Annotated in this window: 11 protein-coding genes; 1 reads left to right on the top strand and 10 read right to left on the bottom strand. The window is 65.1% G+C overall.

The genetic code is table 11. The features are described 5' to 3' along the window. Positions 1-59: 59 nt before the first annotated feature. The 6 genes from D0B32_RS27195 to D0B32_RS27170 all read right to left on the bottom strand — a co-directional run bounded on the left by D0B32_RS27195 (position 60) and on the right by D0B32_RS27170 (position 14,617). Positions 60-9,635: a YDG domain-containing protein gene (locus tag D0B32_RS27195; protein ID WP_181969921.1), complete on the bottom strand. Its 9,576-nt coding sequence runs from the start codon at positions 9,633-9,635 to the stop codon at positions 60-62. A gap of 236 nt (positions 9,636-9,871) precedes the next feature. Next, complete coding sequence (locus tag D0B32_RS27190) at positions 9,872-10,963, bottom strand: transporter substrate-binding domain-containing protein (RefSeq protein ID WP_181969920.1); 1,092 nt, start codon at positions 10,961-10,963, stop codon at positions 9,872-9,874. Positions 10,964-11,069: 106 nt separating this feature from the next. Continuing rightward, positions 11,070-12,482 carry a DUF2252 domain-containing protein gene (locus D0B32_RS27185; RefSeq protein WP_117337412.1) on the bottom strand — a complete coding sequence of 471 codons (1,413 nt, stop codon included), beginning with the start codon at positions 12,480-12,482 and terminating at the stop codon, positions 11,070-11,072. Between the two features lie 85 nt (positions 12,483-12,567). Beyond that, the gene (locus tag D0B32_RS27180; protein WP_117337411.1) at positions 12,568-12,945 is read right to left on the bottom strand and encodes a response regulator transcription factor; all 378 of its coding nucleotides are present in this window, start codon (positions 12,943-12,945) and stop codon (positions 12,568-12,570) included. Between the two features lie 98 nt (positions 12,946-13,043). After that, entirely contained in the window at positions 13,044-13,667 is a 624-nt protein-coding gene (locus D0B32_RS27175; RefSeq protein ID WP_117337410.1) for a response regulator transcription factor, read from the bottom strand. Continuing rightward, the gene (locus D0B32_RS27170) at positions 13,664-14,617 is read right to left on the bottom strand and encodes a sensor histidine kinase (RefSeq protein WP_117337409.1); all 954 of its coding nucleotides are present in this window, start codon (positions 14,615-14,617) and stop codon (positions 13,664-13,666) included. Before D0B32_RS27170 ends, D0B32_RS27175 begins: the two co-directional genes overlap by 4 nt. 90 nt (positions 14,618-14,707) lie before the next feature. On the opposite strand from D0B32_RS27170, the gene D0B32_RS32365 reads away from it, so the two are divergent. Beyond that, a complete protein-coding gene (locus tag D0B32_RS32365) occupies positions 14,708-15,025 on the top strand; it encodes a hypothetical protein (protein WP_147329567.1) in 318 nt (105 codons plus the stop codon). 134 nt (positions 15,026-15,159) lie between these two features. Here D0B32_RS32365 and D0B32_RS27165 read toward each other — a convergent pair whose 3' ends face one another. The 4 genes from D0B32_RS27165 to D0B32_RS27145 form a co-directional block, all read right to left on the bottom strand. Beyond that, on the bottom strand, positions 15,160-15,930 hold the full coding sequence (locus D0B32_RS27165) for a hypothetical protein (protein WP_117337408.1): 771 nt from the start codon (positions 15,928-15,930) through the stop codon (positions 15,160-15,162). 27 nt (positions 15,931-15,957) lie between these two features. Continuing rightward, a complete protein-coding gene (locus D0B32_RS32680) occupies positions 15,958-16,539 on the bottom strand; it encodes a hypothetical protein (RefSeq protein ID WP_181969919.1) in 582 nt (193 codons plus the stop codon). Between the two features lie 3 nt (positions 16,540-16,542). Continuing rightward, complete coding sequence (locus tag D0B32_RS27150) at positions 16,543-17,334, bottom strand: DUF2092 domain-containing protein (protein WP_117337407.1); 792 nt, start codon at positions 17,332-17,334, stop codon at positions 16,543-16,545. Positions 17,335-17,479: 145 nt separating this feature from the next. Next, positions 17,480-18,070: a YSC84-related protein gene (locus tag D0B32_RS27145; protein WP_117337406.1), complete on the bottom strand. Its 591-nt coding sequence runs from the start codon at positions 18,068-18,070 to the stop codon at positions 17,480-17,482. Positions 18,071-18,081: the final 11 nt, after the last annotated feature.

Genomic DNA, 18,081 nt, shown 5'->3' with positions numbered 1-18,081 from the left:
TGGGGCGCGCGGGCGTGCGCGCGAGGCAGTGGTTTCGCGTGGTTCCATCCGTTCGAAGGTCAGTGGTCGGGCAGGTGAACCCCGCCGTTGAATACGGTCAACGCAAGGCCCGGACGGAAGTCGGAGCGGGAGACGTTGCGTTGGTCGGGCACGTCCTCCTGCATCTGGTTGCCGAGGTAGTGACCTTGCGCGGAGTCCGGCGCGGTGCCGTACGGAGTCTCCACGCCGTTCGGCGCAAGCGGCGCCTGCACGTTGGCGAGCGTGCCCGGCGGCACTGGCGCGACCGGCGCGACGATATCGGCGGTCAGGCCGGATGGCTGGACCAGCACGTAATTGCCCGCGTCGGGACCTTCGGCCAGCATCGCCGTGCTCACGGGCTTGTTGAGGCCGACGTTCGGATCCTTGAAATAGCCCACGCTGCCGTCGCCGAGCGCCACGCTGTCGCTGCCCAGCACGCCGGCGAGCCGGTCGCCGTAGAGGGTGTCGTCGACGGTGCCGTTGTAGGTCCGGTTGGTGGTGTGGGTGCCCTGCACCGTGAGCGTCGCGGGGGTGAGGGTGACCCAGTCCACGCCGCCCGCCAGCGTGTAATTGCCCGCCAGCGCCGCGCCGTTGCCCGTGAGCGTATAGCCGCCAAGACCGCCGGGCGCGAAGCCCACCTCGCTGCCCACGTTCTTCGTGGCTAACGTGCCGCTGCCGGACAGCGTCAGGGTCTCGCCGTTCACGCCCTGCAACACGCCATGCGCGCCGAACAGGTTGGCCGCCGCGTCGGGTTGCGCGTCATACGTGCGGTTGCCCGTCAGGTTCAGCGCGAACGGCGTGATGGCAGCGGACGTGGTCGCCACGCTGTTGAACGTGTAGTTGCCCGCGTCCGCGCCGCTGCCCGTAATACCCGTCACCAGAATCGGGATGCCACTGCCGGCATTCGGCGAAAGGAAATTGGCCGACTGCGCGCTAAAGCTGACGCTGTCACCGCTGAGCACACCATTGCTGCCCAGCGCGACCGCAGCCGTGCGCGTGCCGTCATAGACCTTGTTGGCGCCGCTCGCGGTCACGGTGACGGCGAGCGGCGTGATGGTGACCCAGTCGACGCCACCCGCCAGCGTGTAATTGCTCGCCAGCGCCGCGCCGTTGCCGCTCAGCGTATAGCCCGCGAGACCGCCCGCCGCGAACGGCTGCTGCGTGCCGGCGTTGCGGCTCGCCAGTGTGCCCGTGCCGGACAGCGTGAGCGTCTGGCCCGCGACCCCCGCGAGTTGTCCGCCATTGCCGAACAGGCTCGCGCCCGCCTGACTGGTGCCGTCGTAGACGCGGCTGCCGGTCAGGTTCAGCACGGCCGGCAGGATATCCGCGGAGGTGACCGCCGTGCGGTTGTAGGTGTAGTTGCCGAGGCCGCTGCCGAGGCCCGTGATACCCGTCACGTCCACCTCGATGCCGTTGCCCGCGTTGGCGGTGACGAAGTTCGCGCCGCTGGCGGTGAAGCTCACGGCGTCGCCCCCCAACAGGCCGTTCACGGTGTAGCCGCTGAGCAGCGCGGTGGTGGTGGCGTCGTAGGTCTTGTTCTGCGCGCTGACCGAGATCGTCAAGGCACGCGGCGTGATGTTCGCGCTCGTCACCACCACCGAACTGCCAAACGTGTAATTGCTGATGTCGGTCCCGTTGCCGTACAGACCGACCATGATGGGGATGGCCGTTCCCACATTGGGCGTGACGAAATTCGCGGACGTGTAGCCGACCGAGGCGTTATCGCCCGCCACGAGTCCGCTCACGGTAAAGCTGGCGAGTTGCGCGGCGGTGGTGCTGTCGTAGACCTTGTTGTCGCCCACGGCCGTGATCGTCACCGGCCTGGGGGTGATGTTGACCGAGTCGCCCACGCCGTTGCCGAGCGTGTAGTTGCTGGAGAGCGCGCCATTGTTGCCGGAGAGCGTAAAGCCCGCAATCCCGTTCGCGGCGAACGGCTGCTGGCTGTTCACGTTCTTGCCCGCCAGCGTGCCGCTGCCGGAGAGGGTCAGCGTTTCGCCGTTCACGCCGCTCAGCACGCCGTCGTTGCCGAACAGGGCCGCGTTGGCGTTGGTGGTGCCGTCGTACACGCGCGTGCCTTGCAGGCTCAGCACGTATTGCAGGATGTTGGCGGCGGTGGTCGCGGTCGTGTTGAAGCGGTAGTTCGTGGCGTCTGCGCCGCTCGCCGTGATGCCGCTCACCGTCACGGGGATGGCGTTGCCCGCGTTCGGCGTGGCGAATGTCGCGTCGCCTGGCGCGAAGCTGAAGCTCACGCTGTCGCCGGGCAGCACGCCCGTGGTGCCGATCGCCGCCGTGGCGATGCTCGTGCCGTTGTAGTACCGGCTCGCAGCGGTTGCCGTGACGGTGATCGCGAGCGGGTTGATGGTCACCCAGTCGGTGCCGCCCGCGAACGTGTAATTGCCGGGCAAGGCGCCGTTGTTGCCTGCGAGCGTGAAGCCGCTGAGTCCGTTGGCCGCGAACGGCACCTGCGTGCCCGCATTTTTCGAGGCCAGCGTGCCGGTGCCGGAGAGCGTGAGCGTTTCGCCATGCGTGCCGGTCAGGACGCCATTCGTACCGAACAGGCTCGCATTGGCGCCTGCGGTGCCGTCGTAGGTGCGCGTCGCGGTGAGATCGAGCACGAAGGGCAGGATGTTCGCCGTGGTCGTCGCCGTGGCGTTATAGGTGTAGTTGCCCGCGTCGGCGCCGCTGACGGCAATGTTGCCGACCGTCACCCGGATGCCGTTGCCCGCGTTCGGCGTGGCGAAGTTCGCGTCGCCCGGCGTGAAGCTGAAGCTGACCGCGTCGCCGGGCAGCACGCCGGTGGTGGCGACGCTCGCCGTGGCGGCCGTGGTGCCGTCGTAAGTCTTGTTCTGCGCGGTGGCGTTCACCGTGATGCCGAGCGGCGTGATGGTGCCCGTGAGGCCGGTGGGCTGCGTCAGCACGTAATTGCTGGCGTCGGTGCCGCTGATGCCCATCGTCGCCGGCGTGACGGCCTTGCCGGTGCCGACGTTCTTGTCGGCGAAGGTGCCGGTGGTGTCGTTGCCAAGCAGCACGTCGTCGCCCGCGAAGACGCCCGAGAGGGTCGCGCCGCTGAGGGTTGCCGCTGTCGTGCTGTCGTAGACCTTCGGGTTGACGGTGGTGCCGGTTACGCTCAGCGTGGCGGGCGTAATGGCGACCCAGTCGGTGCCGCCCGCGAAGGTGTAGTTGCCGGTCGAGGCGCCGTTGTTGCCCGCCAGTGTGAAGCCCGCGAGTCCGTTGGCAGCGAACGGCTGCGCGGTGTTCACGTTCTTGCTGGCGAGCGTGCCGGTGCCGGACAGCGTCAGCGTTTCGCCACCGGCGCCCGTCAGTACGCCGCCGTTGCCGAACAGCGCCGCGTTGGCGTTGGGCGTCGAGTCATAGACCCGTGTGCCCTGCAGGTTCAGGACGAACGGCGTGATGTCGGCGCTCGTCGTCGCGGACGTGTTCTGCAGTACGTAGTTGTTTGCATCGGGGCCGCTCAGGCTGATGCCCGACACGGTTATGTTGATCGCCGTGCCAACGTTTTTGGTGGCGAAATTGGCGGCGCTGTCGTTGAAGGTCACGTTGTCGCCGGGCACCACCGTGGCACTGCCGAGCGCGACCGTGGCCGTGGTCGTGCCGTCGTACACCTTGTTGCTGCCGGTGGCCGTGGCCACGATGATGGGCAGCGCCGTGATGCTGGCCGTCAGGCCCACTGGTTGCACCAGCAGGTAGTTGCCGGCGTCGGTGCCCGTAACGGTCATGCTGGTCGTGACGGGCTTGTTGGCGCCGACGTTCTTGTCGTTGAACTGGCCTACTGTGTCGGTGGCGAGCGTCACGCCGTCCGAGCCCAGTACCCCTTGCAGGGTCGCGCCCGTCAATGCGGCGTTGGTGTTGCCGTCGTACTGCTTGTCGTGTGCGAGCGTGCCCGTCACGGTGAGCGTGGCCGGCGTGACCGTGACCCAGTCCGTGCCGCCGGTGAGCGTGTAGTTGCTGGCGAGGCCGGTGCCGTTGCTGAGCGCGAGCGTGCCGAAGCTGGCGAGCGGCACCTGGGTGCCCACATTCTTGCTGGGCAGCGTGCCCGCGCCGCTCAGGGTCAGCGATTCGCCGTTCACGCCGTTGATCGCACCGCTCGTCGAGAACAGGCTGGCGTCGGCCGTGGTGGTGGTGTCGTAGACGCGCGTGCCCTGCAGGCTCAGCACGCGCGGCGTGATGTTCGCAGCGGTATTCGCGGTCGAATTGATCAGTGTGTAGTTGCCCGCGTCGGCGCCGGCGAGGCCGATGCCCATCACCGCCACGGGCAGATCCGTGCCCACGTTGGCCTGCGAGAAGTTGGCCGAGTAGCCGGCAAAGCTCACGTTGTCGCCGGACTTGATGCCGGCGCTGGCGAGATCGACCTGCGCGGCGGTCGTGCCGTCATATTGCTTGTCGATGCCGGTCGCCGTCACGCGGATCAGCGCCGCGGTGATGTCGGCCGTGAGACCGGTGGGCTGCGTGAGCGTGTAGTTGCCCGCGTCCGTGCCGGAGATCGTCATGCTGGTCGTGACCGGCTTGTTGGTGCCCACGTTCTTGTTGTTGAAGTTGCCGGAGGTGTCGTTGCCGAGCACGACGTTGTCGCTGCCCAGCACGCCGCTCAGCAAGGCATTCTGCAAGGTCGCGGTGGTGGTGGCGTCGTAGGTCTTGTCGAGCGCGATCGTATTGAGGACAGTGAGCATGGCCGGGGTGATGGTCACCCAGTCGGTGCCGCTTGCGAGCGTGTAGTTGCTCGCGAGCCCGGTGCCGTTGCCCAGCGTCAGCGTGCCGAGACTCGCGAACGGCAGCTGCTTGCCGACGTTTTTCGTCGACAGCGTGCCCACGCCGCTCAGGGTCAGCGTTTCGCCGTTCACGCCCGCCACCTGGCCGGCGCTCGAAAACAGGTTGGCGTAGGCGTTGGTGGTCGCGTCGTAGACACGCGTGCCGGTGAGATTGATGACCTTCGCGGTAATCTCGCCGAGGGTGCCGCTCGCCTGGGTGGGCAGGTTGTAGTTCGAGAGGTTCGTGCCCAGCACCGACGAGTAGTCCGACGGCTCCAGCGTCGCGCCGATGCCGACGCGGGTGCCGACATTCGGCGAGAGGTAGCCGCTCGCGGCGGTCTGCGTGATGGTGGCGCTCTGATTGCCGACGAAGCCCGTGATCGTGAAGTCGGACGCGCCGAGCGTCACGGACTTCGTGCCGTCGTATTGCTTGATGGGGTTGCCGGTGATCGTCACCGTGAGTGGCGCCGGTGTGATATCCGCGAACAGGTTCGACGGCTGCACCACCGCATAGTTACCCGCCTGGGCGCCACTCAGCGTGAAACCGCTCGCGGTCACTTCCAGGTTCGTGCCCGCATTCGCGGTGGAAAACTGCCCGGTAGCGCCGCCCGTCGCCAGCGTGACCCGGTCGTTGCCAAGCACGCCCGAGACGCTCGCGTTACTGGTGTTGATGGTGGCGAGGGTGGTGCTGTCGTACGGTTTGTTGTTGGCCACGGCGCCGCTCACGAGCAACTGCGCGGGCGTTATGCTGGCGGTGAGTCCCGTGAGCGGCTGCAAGGTGTAGTTGCCCGCCGCGCTGCCCGAGATGCTGAAGCCATTCGCCGTGACGGCGAGGTTGTTACCCACGTTGGACTGCGCGAACGTACCTGCCGTGGACGTGTTGAGCGTGACGTTGCCGGTATCCGCCGGAATCACGCCGGAGAGGGCGGCGCTGCTCACATTGAGCGTGTCGGCGGTCGTCGTGTCGTAGACCTTGTTGGTCGCGTAGGTGTTGAGGATGTAGAGCGGCGCGGGCGAAATCGTGCCCGGCCCCTGGGCCGTGGTGGGCAGCAGATAGTTGGTGAGAAGCGTGCCGCTCGCGGCCGTGTAGTTGCCCGGCACGAGCGAGCCGCTGATGGTCCAGTTGCCCGCGTTCGCTTGGCTGTAATTGAACTGCGCGCTCGGCGTAATGGTCGCGCCTTCGCCGCTGACAAAACCGTTGATCTGCAGATTGCCGCTCGTGACACGGGCGACGCTGTCGCCGTTATAGACCTTGCTCGGATTGCCGATGATCGTGACGATCAACTGGGCCGGCAGGATTGTGCCGGTGCCGTACGCCGAGATCGGGAAAGAATAGTTGTTGAGGTTCGTGCCCGGGCCCGGCGTGAGATCGGGTTGCGTCAGCGAGGCGGACACGGCCTGCGATCCGGCGTTTTTGGTGGCGTACTGACCGGTGATGGGATGCGCGACCGTCGCGCTGTCCGTGCCGACGAAACCGCTGAAGGTGAAATCGCTGGCGGGGATGGTGGCGATCGTGTTGCCGTCGTAGGTTTTCGACGGGTTGTCCGTGATCGCGGCCGTCACTTCGCCGTCGATGGGCCGCTTCACGATCGTGCCCATGCCGGTGGCGGTGGCGGGCAGGGCGTAGTTGGACAGTAGCGTGTTCGGGCCCGCCTGAAAATTGCCGATGCCAAGCGTCGCGCTCACACCCTGGTAGCCGACATTGGGCGTCGCATAGGCGCCGGTGGGCGGGTACGGATTCAGGGCGATAGATTCACCTGGAATTGCGCCGAGCACCTGATAGTTGCCAGCGCCAAGCGAAGCGGTGGCGTTGCCGTCGTACACCTTGGTGGGGTTGTTGATGATGTTCACTTCGACCGGCGCGGGCGTGATGATGCCGCTCGGCGTCGATACGCTGGTCGGGAACGTGTAGTTCGACATCGAGGTGCCGGCCGCAGGAACGAAATCCGATGGCCTGAGCGCGGCGGTCACCGTGATATCGTTGCCCGCATTCGGCGTTGCATAGGATGCCGAATTTTGTCCGATGGCGGCACTCTGTCCACCGACGAAACCCGTGATCGTGTAGTTCGACTGCGTCAGGGTGGCGTTGGCGCTGCCGTCATAAACCTTGGTGGGCGAACCGACAAAGGTGATGGTGAGGGGCGCGGGCGTGATGTTGGCGGCAAGACCGCTGATGCTAGCCACGGAATAATTGCCCGCCGCCGATCCGCTCAGCGTCAGGCCATTTACCGAAACGGGCAGGGCATTGCCCACGTTCGACTGGCTAAAGTTGGCGGCGACCCCGCCGGTGGCGAGCGTGACGTTGCCTGCATCCGAGGCCACCAGTCCTGAGACCGTGGCGTTGCTCAGGTTGAGCGTGGCGGCGGTGGTCGCGTCGTACACCTTGTCACTGGCGGTGATGCCGGTGATCGTGATCGACTTGGGCGTGATGTTGGCAGTGAGGTAGGCCGGCACCGAAATCTGATAGTCGCCCGCTTTGGCGCCCGTCAGCGTGAAGCCCGAAGGAATGACAGAGATGTTGTTGCCCACGTTGGGCGAAACGAAGGTGCCGGTTGCGCCGCCGCTTTGCAGCGCAACTTGCCCGCTGTCCGCGCTGACCACGCCGAACAGCGCTGCACCCGTGGTGTTGAGCGTGGCGGCGCGGGTGCCGTCGTAGACCTTGTTGCTGGCAATCAGACCACTGATGAGCAAGGGGGCAGGCGTAATGGTGCCGGTGCCGGTGGCCGTGGTGGGCAGCGTGTAGTTGGCGAGGTTCGTGCCGCTGGTCGCAACGAAATTGCTCGACGTGAAGGTAGCGTTGACCGGCACCGCGGCGCCGGCATCGGCACTCGCGTAGGAGACCGAACTGGCCTGATTCACGCTGGCGCCCTGGCCCGCAACGAAGCCCGTGAAGCTGTAGTTGCTGGCCGTGAGTGGCGCCGAGGCGGTGCCGTCGTACACCTTGGTCGGATCGTTGACGATGCTCGCGGTGAGCGGGGCGGGCGTGATGGTGCCGATGTCGGCCGACACCTGCCCCCTCGCCTGGTAGCCATACGCCGTGATACCGGTCGAGGTCTTGATGACGACCCCGGCGAACGTAGTCGGCGAATTCACCAGCACATCCGTGCCGGCGTTGGCACTCGCGTAGCTGCCGGTTGCGCTCGCCACCACATCGCCGTTCACGAGCCCGGTTGTCTGCAGATTGGCGCTGGTCAGATCCGCGGTGGTCGTGCCGTCGTACACCTTGGTCACGCTGCCGGTCAGCCCCGTCAGGGTGATGGTGGGCGCGAGGCTGTACAGAAAGCCGTTGCCGGAAGCAGCGGGCGTGGTCCCATAAGCGGCGTTGTACTGGATGAACGAGGGCGTGAGGCCGCCCGCTGTATCAAGCCGCGGGTCGCTGGAGTAGATCAGCCAGGGCGCGGCCGTTCCTGTACTCACTGCCGCGGCACCCGCGTTGTTGACGAAATTGGCGGCGGTGGCGAGCGTGACACCCGCGCCACCCGTGATCGACGCGCCCGCCGCGATGGTCAGGTTGCCGGTGCCGGCCTGCATCGTCACCGCGCCCGCGCCGCTCACCGGCGCATTCACGTTGATCGCGTTGAGCGCTTCGAGCGTGAGGCTCGCGGCCGCATTGGTCCAGCCAATTGCGGCATCGACGTTGATGTCGCCCGCACCGGCTGTCTGCACGCCCGCGCCGGTGGCGCCTGCCGCCGTGGTCTGTTCGACCACGTTGGTGCCGCCGTTCAGCGTGCCTGAAATCTGGCTGGCGGCGGTGGTGTCGATGGTGAGGTCGGTCGGGTCGACGAGCCAGGTGCCCGCGCGTCCAGACGGTGCGGCTGCGGTGATGTGCGCGTCCGGCGTGATGCTGAAATGCGCCGCCGAGGTTTCGATCGAGCCGCCGTTGCCGCCGTTCGGCGCGCTCGCATCCAGTGTTCCACCTACGTTCACCTGGCCCGCCGTCATACCGCCCAGCAAAACAATCTTGCCCTGTTGCTCGCCAACGGTCTGGGCGCGGATTTTGCCCGTGTTGTTCACGGCGCTGGCGAGCAGTACGTCTTTCGCGCCGGCCGTCATGATGACCTGGCCACCGTCGGCCACCAGCAGTTGCCGGTTCTCGGCCAGGTTGCCGAGCGTGCTGGCATCCACCTGGATATGGACGAGTTGCGAGCCGTCGAACGTAAGCGTGGCAGCGCGCCCGCCGGCCAGCGCGATGGTGCCGAGCCGCGCGCTGACAATGCCCCGATTCGACACGTGATTGCCGAGCAGCGCGACGTAACCGCCGTCCGCCGCGACAATGCTCCCCTGATTGACGATCGCGCCTTTGCCGTTGCCGGAAAACACGCGGCTGTTGCCGCCGAGCGTGCCGTTATCGAGGTCGAGCGTGGAGGCGACAATGCCGCCCACATTCACCTGCGCGGACGGCCCGAACAGCACCCCATTGGGATTGATGAGCCAGACCTGGCCGTTGGCATTCAGGTGTCCGAAGATCTGGCTGGCCGTGCTGCTGGAGATGCGGTTCACCGCGAGCGCGTTGCTGCCGGGTTGCACGAAATTCACAGTCTGGCCCGCGCCGATGTCGAAGCTGCGCCAGTTCACCTGCAGGGTCGGGCTGCCTTGCTGGATGGTGGTGGTCGCACCCGCCTGGCTGATCGTGCCGCTGCCCGCGGTGATCTGGCCGCCGCTCGGCGCGCCGGCCGCATACGGGATGCCGAGCCATATCAAGGATGCGGAACTCGCGAGCAGGATGACGGCGCGTCGTGCGCCGTTGCGGAGCCGTCCGCTTCCTTTGCCGGAGCGTCGCCTCGCGAACTCGGATGCGACGACCCATTGCTTGAGAGAACGGCTCCAGCACAACCGGTAAATGTGGTTCATGGCATCGTCCATCATCGGTAGAAACGGACACGACAGCCGCGGTGTTGTATCCGGCAAGTGCGAGCGCCTCGCTAGCGAGGCATACGCCCATGCCGATCCGTTCGCTGCGTTCGAGCCACCATGCCCAGCGGCTCACCACGTAAGTGTTAGTTCAACTCAACCGTACTACCATAGGGATAAAGGGCAATCGTGTTGCTTCGCCGATACGAACGCGCTGGAAGAGACGGTCTGGAGGCCTACTTGTTCGCCGCAAACCACTTGCTGTAGATCTGTTCGTAGGTGCCGTCCTCGTACATGGCGAGCAAGGTCTCGTTGATGGATTTGCGCAGCGCACTACCGTTAGCCACGGCGATGCCGTATTTTTCGGGGCGGAATATCGGACCCACGACGGCCAGCACGCCGTTGCCGCGTTTCGCGGCCCAGTACTGCAAGGTTGGCGCGTCATAGACGATGGCTTGCACGTCGCCTTGCGTGAGCATCTGGATGCCTTCGGCGGCGCTGTGCACGTCGACGAACGGCAGGCCGCGTTGCGTGAGGTAGTCCGCGGCGGTGGTGCCCGGTGCCGTGCCGATGGTCTTGCCGGGAAGATCGTCGGGCCCGCGTATGTTCGACTGAAGGCGCGCAACCGTCTGTGAGGACGTGACCGTCGCCGTCAATTGCGCGATCAGCACTACGCCGATCAGCCACATCGCGGGAACGAGGATGCGCTTCCATACACCCGGCGCGTCGCGTTCGCCATGCTCACCCGTGGCGATGATGAGCATGGTCACCCACAAGCCTTCACCGAGCGCGCGCCAATAGGGCTTCTGAAACCCGGGGTCGCGCCGGCGCTCGGTGAGCCACACCAGATTCGCCAGCACGAACACGATGGCAACCGTGATGCCCACGAGTTGAGCCAGCGCGAGCCAGGGTATCGACCAGAAGGTGGCCATGAACGAGCTTTCGCTCTGGGTGCGCACCATGATCTGCAAGCCGGAGTCGAAGTAGGGCAGCGAGAAATCCACCGTCTGTTCCCGTGCGGGCGTCATGGTGATCGCGGCGATCGCCACATCCGCGTCGCCGCGCGCAACGGCGGCCAACAGCGCGCTCTGTTGCGGCAGCACCGTCCACGTGAAATCGACGTGCATGCGGCGCGCGATCTCGTTCCAGAGGTCGATGCTGAAGCCCTCGGGCGTCGCGGTTTGCGGCAGCACGAAGGGTGCAACCGGCGCAATCGCGACCCGTAGCGGGGCGGCGGCAAGCGCGGGTGTGACACGCATCGTCAGCGCTGCGAGCGCAAGCAATAAAGCAAGACACGGCGCGATGCGTCGCACAGCGCTCCTGATCATCGCGTCTCTCCGGACCCCGGTTTTTGGTTTGTCTGCGTGTGAGCGGCAAACCTGTGGCGCGGCATGATGCCTGGCCGCGCGGGCTGTCGTCTTTTGTCTTGCGCCTTCAGACGCGGAAATCCGCCGCCATGTCTTCGTCACTGCGCGCTTCGAGCTTGCCCGAGCGGCAGGCCCGCATGAACACGTCGTAGTCCTTGTTGTTTTGCACCGCATAAGCGAGCGCATATTGCGTGAGCGCTTCTGCGAAACGGCCGCCGTTGCCCAGATACGCGGCGATTTCCACGGCCTTGCCGCCCGCCTTGGCGTGCGCACGCGCGAGCGCCCAGCCGCAGATGCGCGCGTAGCCTTGCAGGATGGTGGGGCTCATGCGTTCGACCTCGGCGGATATCTTCATGTCGCGCAACTGCCGAAAATAGAAAAAGCGCCCGGCAGGGCCCGAGGTCCAGCCGAGGAACGAATCACTCGCGGCCTGCAGCAGACGCTGGCCAGTCACCACGCGCTCGCCCTCGTGAGCCGGCGCGTCGGCTTCGAAGTATCGCGCGATCACCGACTGGCGTGCTTCCTTCACCTGCAGAAAAAGCGGCTTGCCATGACTGTCGATGAACAGCATGACCAGACAGAACGTGCCGACACTGCCCACGCCGACCACCTTGAAGGCCGTATCCTGAAGCTCGAACTGCGCGATCAGCAGACGCCGGTCGGGCGCAATGGTTTGCAGATAACTGTCGAACGCGGTGGCGAGCTTGCCTTTCCATTCGTCGGTGTTGGACCATTTCTGCTCCTCGCCGAGCAGTGAGTTCGGACCGCCGGGATGAAACAGCGCGGGCGGCGCGTCACGAATCGTCCAGTGGCCGTCGTGTTCCTCGGCCATCTTGCCGAGGATGCCCTCGTGCGTGCGGCCGGCCGCTTTCGCCATGGCCCGGTTGATCAACTGGCGTCCTTCGCTGGTGGCGGCGGCTTCGAGCATCCGCTCGAACGTGACGATCTCGTGCCAGAGTTCCATCGCGCTGCACTCGGCGTAACGATGCATGCGGTCGCAATACTCCTGCATGGCCGTGGCGACGATGTCCTTTATGCTGCTGCGCTCGACGCCCATATGCTCGCCGGCAATGGCGAGACTCGCGGCGAGCCGTTTGATGTCCCATTCCCACGGGCCGGGTGCGACTTCGTCGAAGTCGTTGAGATCGAACACCAGTTGCCGCTCGGGCGTGGCGAAGCCGCCGAAGTTCATCAGGTGCGCGTCACCGCAGATCGGAAACGTGATCCCGGTGTTCTCTGTGGCGGCGAGATCGTGCGCCTGCAGGATGGCGCTGCCGCGAAAGAACGTGAAGGGCGACACGGACATGCGGCCATAGCGCAGCGGCACCAACGCTTCCACCCGTCCTGTGCTGTTTTCGCGCAGCAATTGCACGGGGTCCCGATCGACGTTGCCGGTCACTGCATTCTGTGAGCGCGCCGCACGTTGCCGTGCCTGCCTGCCGGCCTCCTGCCGCTCGGCAATTGTCTGGACGGTGGCCATGTTGGTCTCCTTTTATATCGTTCAGGTAGCGATGCGCGCACCATGCAACGAGGTCTCGCGACGTGGGTGCGCGCGACACGCATCGTCAGGGGGACGAGCCGCGCAGCACGGCCCGGGAAATCGTGTCGAGCAGTTCGCTCGCCACAAACGGCTTGATCAGCAGTTCCGTGCCGCCGGCGCTGGCTACCGCATGGCGCGTCACCGGATTGTCGTGCGAGGTGATGAACACGACCGGCGGTTTCGGCTGTACCAGTTGCTCGTAAAATTGCGGCCCCGAAGCGCCGGGCAGATGCACGTCGAGCACGAGACAGTGCGGCACGCGCAGATCGTTGGCACCGGCATACGCTTCCGCGCTCTCGTACACCTGCGTGTCGAACCCGGACACACGCAGCAGGCGTTGCAAGGCGCGACGCATGCCGGCGTCGTCTTCGACGATCACGATCAGGAGGCTGATATCGTTCATTGCCCACCGGGGTCCCTTTCAGCAAGTGTCGTGCGAGCCGACCTTCGATGCTATTCGGGTTTGGGGCAACACGATTGCCCCTCGGGGGCAAGGCGGTGTCAGGCCAGCGGTTGATTGCGCACGATCGGGTCCGCGAGCCGGACGAGGTCCGCGAAGGAGTGCGCATCCAGCTTGCGCATGAGATCGGCGCGGCACGATTTGATGGTGCGCTCGCTCAGGTCCAGATCCGCTGCAATCTGCTTGTTGAGCCGGCCTGAGACGATGCCGCGCAGCACCACCTGCTCGCGCACGTTCAGGCCCGCAGCTTCGGTCGCGAGAGCAAAGCGATCCGCGTCGGCGGCGCGGCGCACTGCGCCGAGCGCCTCTTCGATGGACGCGAGCAGCTTCTGCGCGTCGACCGGCTTGAGGAGAAAATCGCACGCGCCCGCCTTGATGGCCATGACGGTGCGCGGGATGTCATGGTGCGCGCTGATGAAGACGATGGGCATGGGATTGCCCATCCGGTGCAGCGCGTGTTGCAGATCGAGTCCGCTTGGGCCGGGGAGGTCGAGGTCCAGCAGCAGACATCCGGGTGAGGCGTCGGGCTGCGCGACGAGAAATTCACCGGCGCTCGCATAGCCCTTCGCCGTGTAGCCCGCATAGCGCAATACCCGCAGCAACGCGGTGCGCAAGGCGTCGTCGTCGTCAACCACATGAATGACAGCACCCGCTCGTTCGCTCATGGATGTCCTCCCTGGGTTGCAGGCCGGGCTTTGAATGTAGTCTTTTCTTCAGCGTTTTCAAGTTCGCGCAATGCGCGCGCCGTGCTCTGACCGGGCAGCGCAGGAAGCCATACGGTGAACACGCTGCCGCCGCCTTCGCGGTTCGCGGCAGAGACGAAGCCGCCGTGAGCGAGCACGATGTTACGCACGATGGCAAGGCCAAGCCCCATGCCGTGAGGTTTCGTGGTGTAGAGCGGATCGAAGAGACGCTCGCTCGCTTCGTCCGGGATGCCATGTCCGCGATCGGCCACGGTAAGCTCGCAACCTTCCCCGGTCAGCTTCGTGGCGAGAGCGAGTCGCAGGAAAAGGGTGCGGCGGGCGGGCGGGGTGTGTTCCATCGCATCCATCGCGTTGATCGCAAGATTGAGCAACACCTGCTGCATCTGCACGTGATCGCCCATGATCAGGGCGTGGGTTGCCGCGAGCCTCGACTCCAGCGTGATTTGCCGCCGGCGCGCCTCGGGACGCAGCAGTTCGAGTGTTTCGTCGAAGATCGCCTTGAGGTCGAGCGGGCCGCGTGTCGGCGTGTGTTTTTGCAGCAGGGCGCGCAGACGCTGTACCACCTGATTCGCACGCAGCGCATCGCGTCGGATGTCGGTGAGAATGGAATCCAGCTCGCTGGTGCGCGGCCGGTCCGCCAGCAACATGCCCGCGGCGTCGGCGTTACTGAGGATGGCGCCGAGCGGCTGCGCGACTTCATGTGCGATTGATGCGCTTAATTCACCCGCGAGCGCGAAGCGGCCCATGCGGGCCAGTTCGGCGCGCTGCTGGGTGATCCTGGCTTCGGCGATCTGGCGTTGCCTGCGCTGCCATAGCCACGCGGCGGCGGTCAGCGCCTGCAGTAACACGGCCGTGACGACGATCAGCAGCATGGCCGCGCGCTGCCTGCGTGGCTGGACGGCGAATCGCATTCCACATGCAACGGCGAACAGTGCGCGCCGATCTGCGCGTTCGCATTTAACGCCGTGCCATTCCAGTAATGGCGTCCATTGAATGGCGCCGTGAATGCGGAATTGAATAATGAACTGAATTGCGAATTAATTGCGCAACTGAAGCGCAATATGCAACGTAATACGCTGCGCGAAAGGGAGTGCGATGCCGGGTGTGATGGCAAAGGCCATGAACGGCGTGGCAGAAATGAATGGCACGAGCGTGCGCAAAGCGAAATGGCGCGCGCGCATGCGGCAGCAGCGATCCTCGAAATGCGTTCCTCGTTCATGATGTCCGCGAAGAATTACGCCTTGGATCACTATGCCAGAACGGTAAGCGAAACGAAATGTATTTTGTATTGGTTTTGTCCTCGATTCGCGACAGGTTAATCAGGGCGATAGCAACGCGTGAATTTCCTGCTTTGAATGGTGGAATGGTGGCCGTGCTCGTACTCGTTTCCAATCGCTCAGTTCTGCTACGCAGAGCGGGTGCAAGTGGCAAGTGACAAGCGGCAGCACGCGAACTACGGCTTGGGCAGGGAGAGTGCCGTGCTGATCAGATTTTGCGGCACCACGCGGATGATGCCGTTGCGCGGACTGTCGATGTCGGCGATCAGCATGAACGAAAGAGAAACGGTGAGCGGCATGATGAACAAAAGACGGCCCTTGCTGCCGTGCGCATTCTCCGCGCCGTAGCCCACCAGCAGATTGGCGAACGCGCCAATGACGAGCAGCAGGATCCACGCAGCGAGCGGCACGCGGTTCCACCAGGCGGCCTGCGTATAGCCTTGGGTATTGATCACGTCGTTCATGCCGGCTACCGCGAGGGCGGAAATGGGATTCGGCAGCGTCTGGGCGCCGCTCGTGGTCGCGTTCCACAGCTTGCCTTGCAGCGTGGCGGTGGCGGCGTTGATCTGTTCGAGGCGCTGGCCGTCACGCGTCTGATAGAACTCGATGCGTAGGTCGAGATAGCGCGCCAGGTCCGCGCGAATCTCGCCGCCAGCAGCGGCGGGCAGCAGATCGGCGCGCAGGAATTCGGTGCCGATGGCATTGGCCTCTTCCTCCTCGTAGTTTTTGCGCTGATCGTAGCGGCTCACCGCCATCGAAAGGCTAAAGCCAATGATCAGGGCGAGCAGCGTCAAGGTGGCGGACTGCACCAGCTTGAAGTCGTCGCGCGAATCTTCACTGATGGGCACGCGCTGTCGCAACACGACGGCGCCGATCCAGCCAGCCAGCGCGGTCAGCAGCAGCGTCACGAAGAACAGAATGATCGGATGTCTTATGAGTTGCTGCATGCATCCTCCCGTAGCGGCCGGCCATCCTTAATAGGGCGCGTTGACGACAATGTATTGCGCACCCTGCGGTTGATACCACGTGCTTCCGCAGCGCTGGTAGATCATGCCGCCGTAGTTCACGGGCGCGCAGTTCGGCGGCACGGAGCGCACGATCGACCCGACCACCGCCGAGGTCACTGCGACCGTCGCCGTGACGGCCGCCGCGGTGGCGATGGGATGGTAATCGTCGTCCCAGCCGCCGTGATGGTCGTAGCCGTGACCGTGATCGTAATCATGGCCGTGGTCATCATGGCCACCGTGATTGTCATGGCCGTGGTCGTTGCCGCCGCGATTGTTCCCGCTGACATTCACGTTCACGTTGTTGACGCTGGTGTTGCGCACGTTACGCGTACGGGGATCGGCGTTGGCGTTGTTCATGCGCCCGCCACCGCCGCCGCCACCGCCACCGCCGCCGCCGTGAAAGCCGCCACCGCCTCCACCACCGTGCCCGCCGCGTTCCATGTGACCGCCGCCACCGCGTCCCACTGCGTCCAGAGGTGACAGCACGGCCACGCTCGCGCACAGGAGAATCGGGAGCAGGTTTTGATACCGCTGAAATGCAGTTCTCATGGCCTACTCCTTTTGCTCGGCAACGGGCACGAGCTCGATCTTCTTCGCGCCCGCGGGTGGCCGGAACGTGAACACGGAATCCTTGAAGGTGGGTGCCGTCGTCCAGTCGACGATGGAAACGGATTGCGGACGCGCATCGTCGTCGCGCCGCGTGATTACGAGCTTACGCGGCAAGGGTTTGCTGCCGGTGGTGATCCAGATCTGCCAGTCGATGTCTTTTTGCCGGAATGCGTAGTGATCGCAGATGTCCGCGCCAATGTAATCCTGGCCCGCGAACATGGCGGACTCGAACTGGTCGACAGGGGCATCGGGCGTGCCCCAGATGAACAGGTCGGCGAGCGGAAATTCCACCCCGTAGTGCTCGCGTAGCTGCGCGATCAACGCCCCGAGGTTGCCGTCGAATGCGACGCTCGAATAATACTTTTGCTCCGGTTCGTAAAGCACGGCGGTCTTGCCGTCATAAATGATCTCGCGTTCGCTTCGGGCGCTGCGCATGAAGGCGCGGATCCGGTTCGGCCGGTCAACCTGCAGTTCAGCAGTGGCGGTGTGCTGGAGTTTCTGACCGTCTTCGAGCACACGCTCGCCCGTCAGGTCGAGCGAGACGTTAAAGCGTTTTAGCGACTGGAGATGCGCGCCCATTTTCTGCAGTGCCTGGATGGCCGCCGGGTCAACCGGATTCGCAGGACTGCTCGCCGCATCCGGCGCCGAGGCCTGGGCCCCCGCGCTGGGTGCGAAGCCCAGCACGGTCAGGAAGGTCCCGGCCGCCATGAACAGAGATATCACGCTTCTCTTCATTCTGTTCTCCCAATGAGCAAGAGAAACGCCGCCTCGATCCGAAACTGGACAGGTATGGGCAGCCGGTGCTTTACAGCGGTATGGCAGGGACGTGGGCAGGCAAGGTAGCCGGGCCACACGCACCCGGCCACGCACGCACCCGCCATCAGATATTGAGCCGCGAGACCTTGGTGCCGGCCAGCGAGACATCGGCCATCAGGCCGCCGTTCGTCAGCACGAACACTTCGACCGGGGCGGTGGCCGTGGTCGTATCGACCGCGCCGTTCGCGCCCATTTTCACCAGCGCCACCGAGGCGTCGCCGCCAGCCGACCAGCCCTTCGAATTGCGGAAGTCATCCAGTGCATCCTGCGTCATGAACAGGAAGATGATGGCCTTGGATTGCGCGCCCGCCTGCAGGCCGAACGAACCGGACACCGTGCTGTAGTACCCGGCAGTGGTGCCCGCCACACGCAGCGAGCCTTCACCGTACTGTCCGCCGACGATGAAGCCGACTTGCAGCACGGACGGGAACACCAGCACGCCGCGCGCCTTCGAGACCAGTTCGCGCGAGCCCTTGACGCTCGAATACAGTTTCGACATGGTGCCGTCGACGCTGGCATCGATGGACTGGCGCTTCGACATATCGGTCGCGGCCGAGTCCGATGAGCCGGACGAGGTCGTGCAACCGGCGGCAACGGCCAGCGCGCTCAGTGCAACCGAATACGTGACAGTGGAAAGAAAGGTGCGTCGTTGCATGGTGTGTCTCC

It is taken from the genome of Paraburkholderia sp. DHOC27, from assembly GCF_003429005.1.
GTDB lineage: Bacteria > Pseudomonadota > Gammaproteobacteria > Burkholderiales > Burkholderiaceae > Paraburkholderia.
The sequence above is the reverse complement of the archived record's forward strand: the minus strand, read 5'-3'. Positions and strand labels throughout refer to the sequence as shown.

Excerpts from the sequence above, each read along its gene's own strand:
- D0B32_RS27195 (WP_181969921.1), bottom strand. The coding sequence starts at position 9,635 with ATGAACCACATTTACCGGTTGTGCTGGAGCCGTTCTCTCAAGCAATGG.
- D0B32_RS27190 (WP_181969920.1), bottom strand. The coding sequence starts at position 10,963 with ATGATCAGGAGCGCTGTGCGACGCATCGCGCCGTGTCTTGCTTTATTG.
- D0B32_RS27185 (WP_117337412.1), bottom strand. The coding sequence starts at position 12,482 with ATGGCCACCGTCCAGACAATTGCCGAGCGGCAGGAGGCCGGCAGGCAG.
- D0B32_RS27180 (WP_117337411.1), bottom strand. The coding sequence starts at position 12,945 with ATGAACGATATCAGCCTCCTGATCGTGATCGTCGAAGACGACGCCGGC.
- D0B32_RS27175 (WP_117337410.1), bottom strand. The coding sequence starts at position 13,667 with ATGAGCGAACGAGCGGGTGCTGTCATTCATGTGGTTGACGACGACGAC.
- D0B32_RS27170 (WP_117337409.1), bottom strand. The coding sequence starts at position 14,617 with ATGCGATTCGCCGTCCAGCCACGCAGGCAGCGCGCGGCCATGCTGCTG.
- D0B32_RS27165 (WP_117337408.1), bottom strand. The coding sequence starts at position 15,930 with ATGCAGCAACTCATAAGACATCCGATCATTCTGTTCTTCGTGACGCTG.
- D0B32_RS32680 (WP_181969919.1), bottom strand. The coding sequence starts at position 16,539 with ATGAGAACTGCATTTCAGCGGTATCAAAACCTGCTCCCGATTCTCCTG.
- D0B32_RS27150 (WP_117337407.1), bottom strand. The coding sequence starts at position 17,334 with ATGAAGAGAAGCGTGATATCTCTGTTCATGGCGGCCGGGACCTTCCTG.
- D0B32_RS27145 (WP_117337406.1), bottom strand. The coding sequence starts at position 18,070 with ATGCAACGACGCACCTTTCTTTCCACTGTCACGTATTCGGTTGCACTG.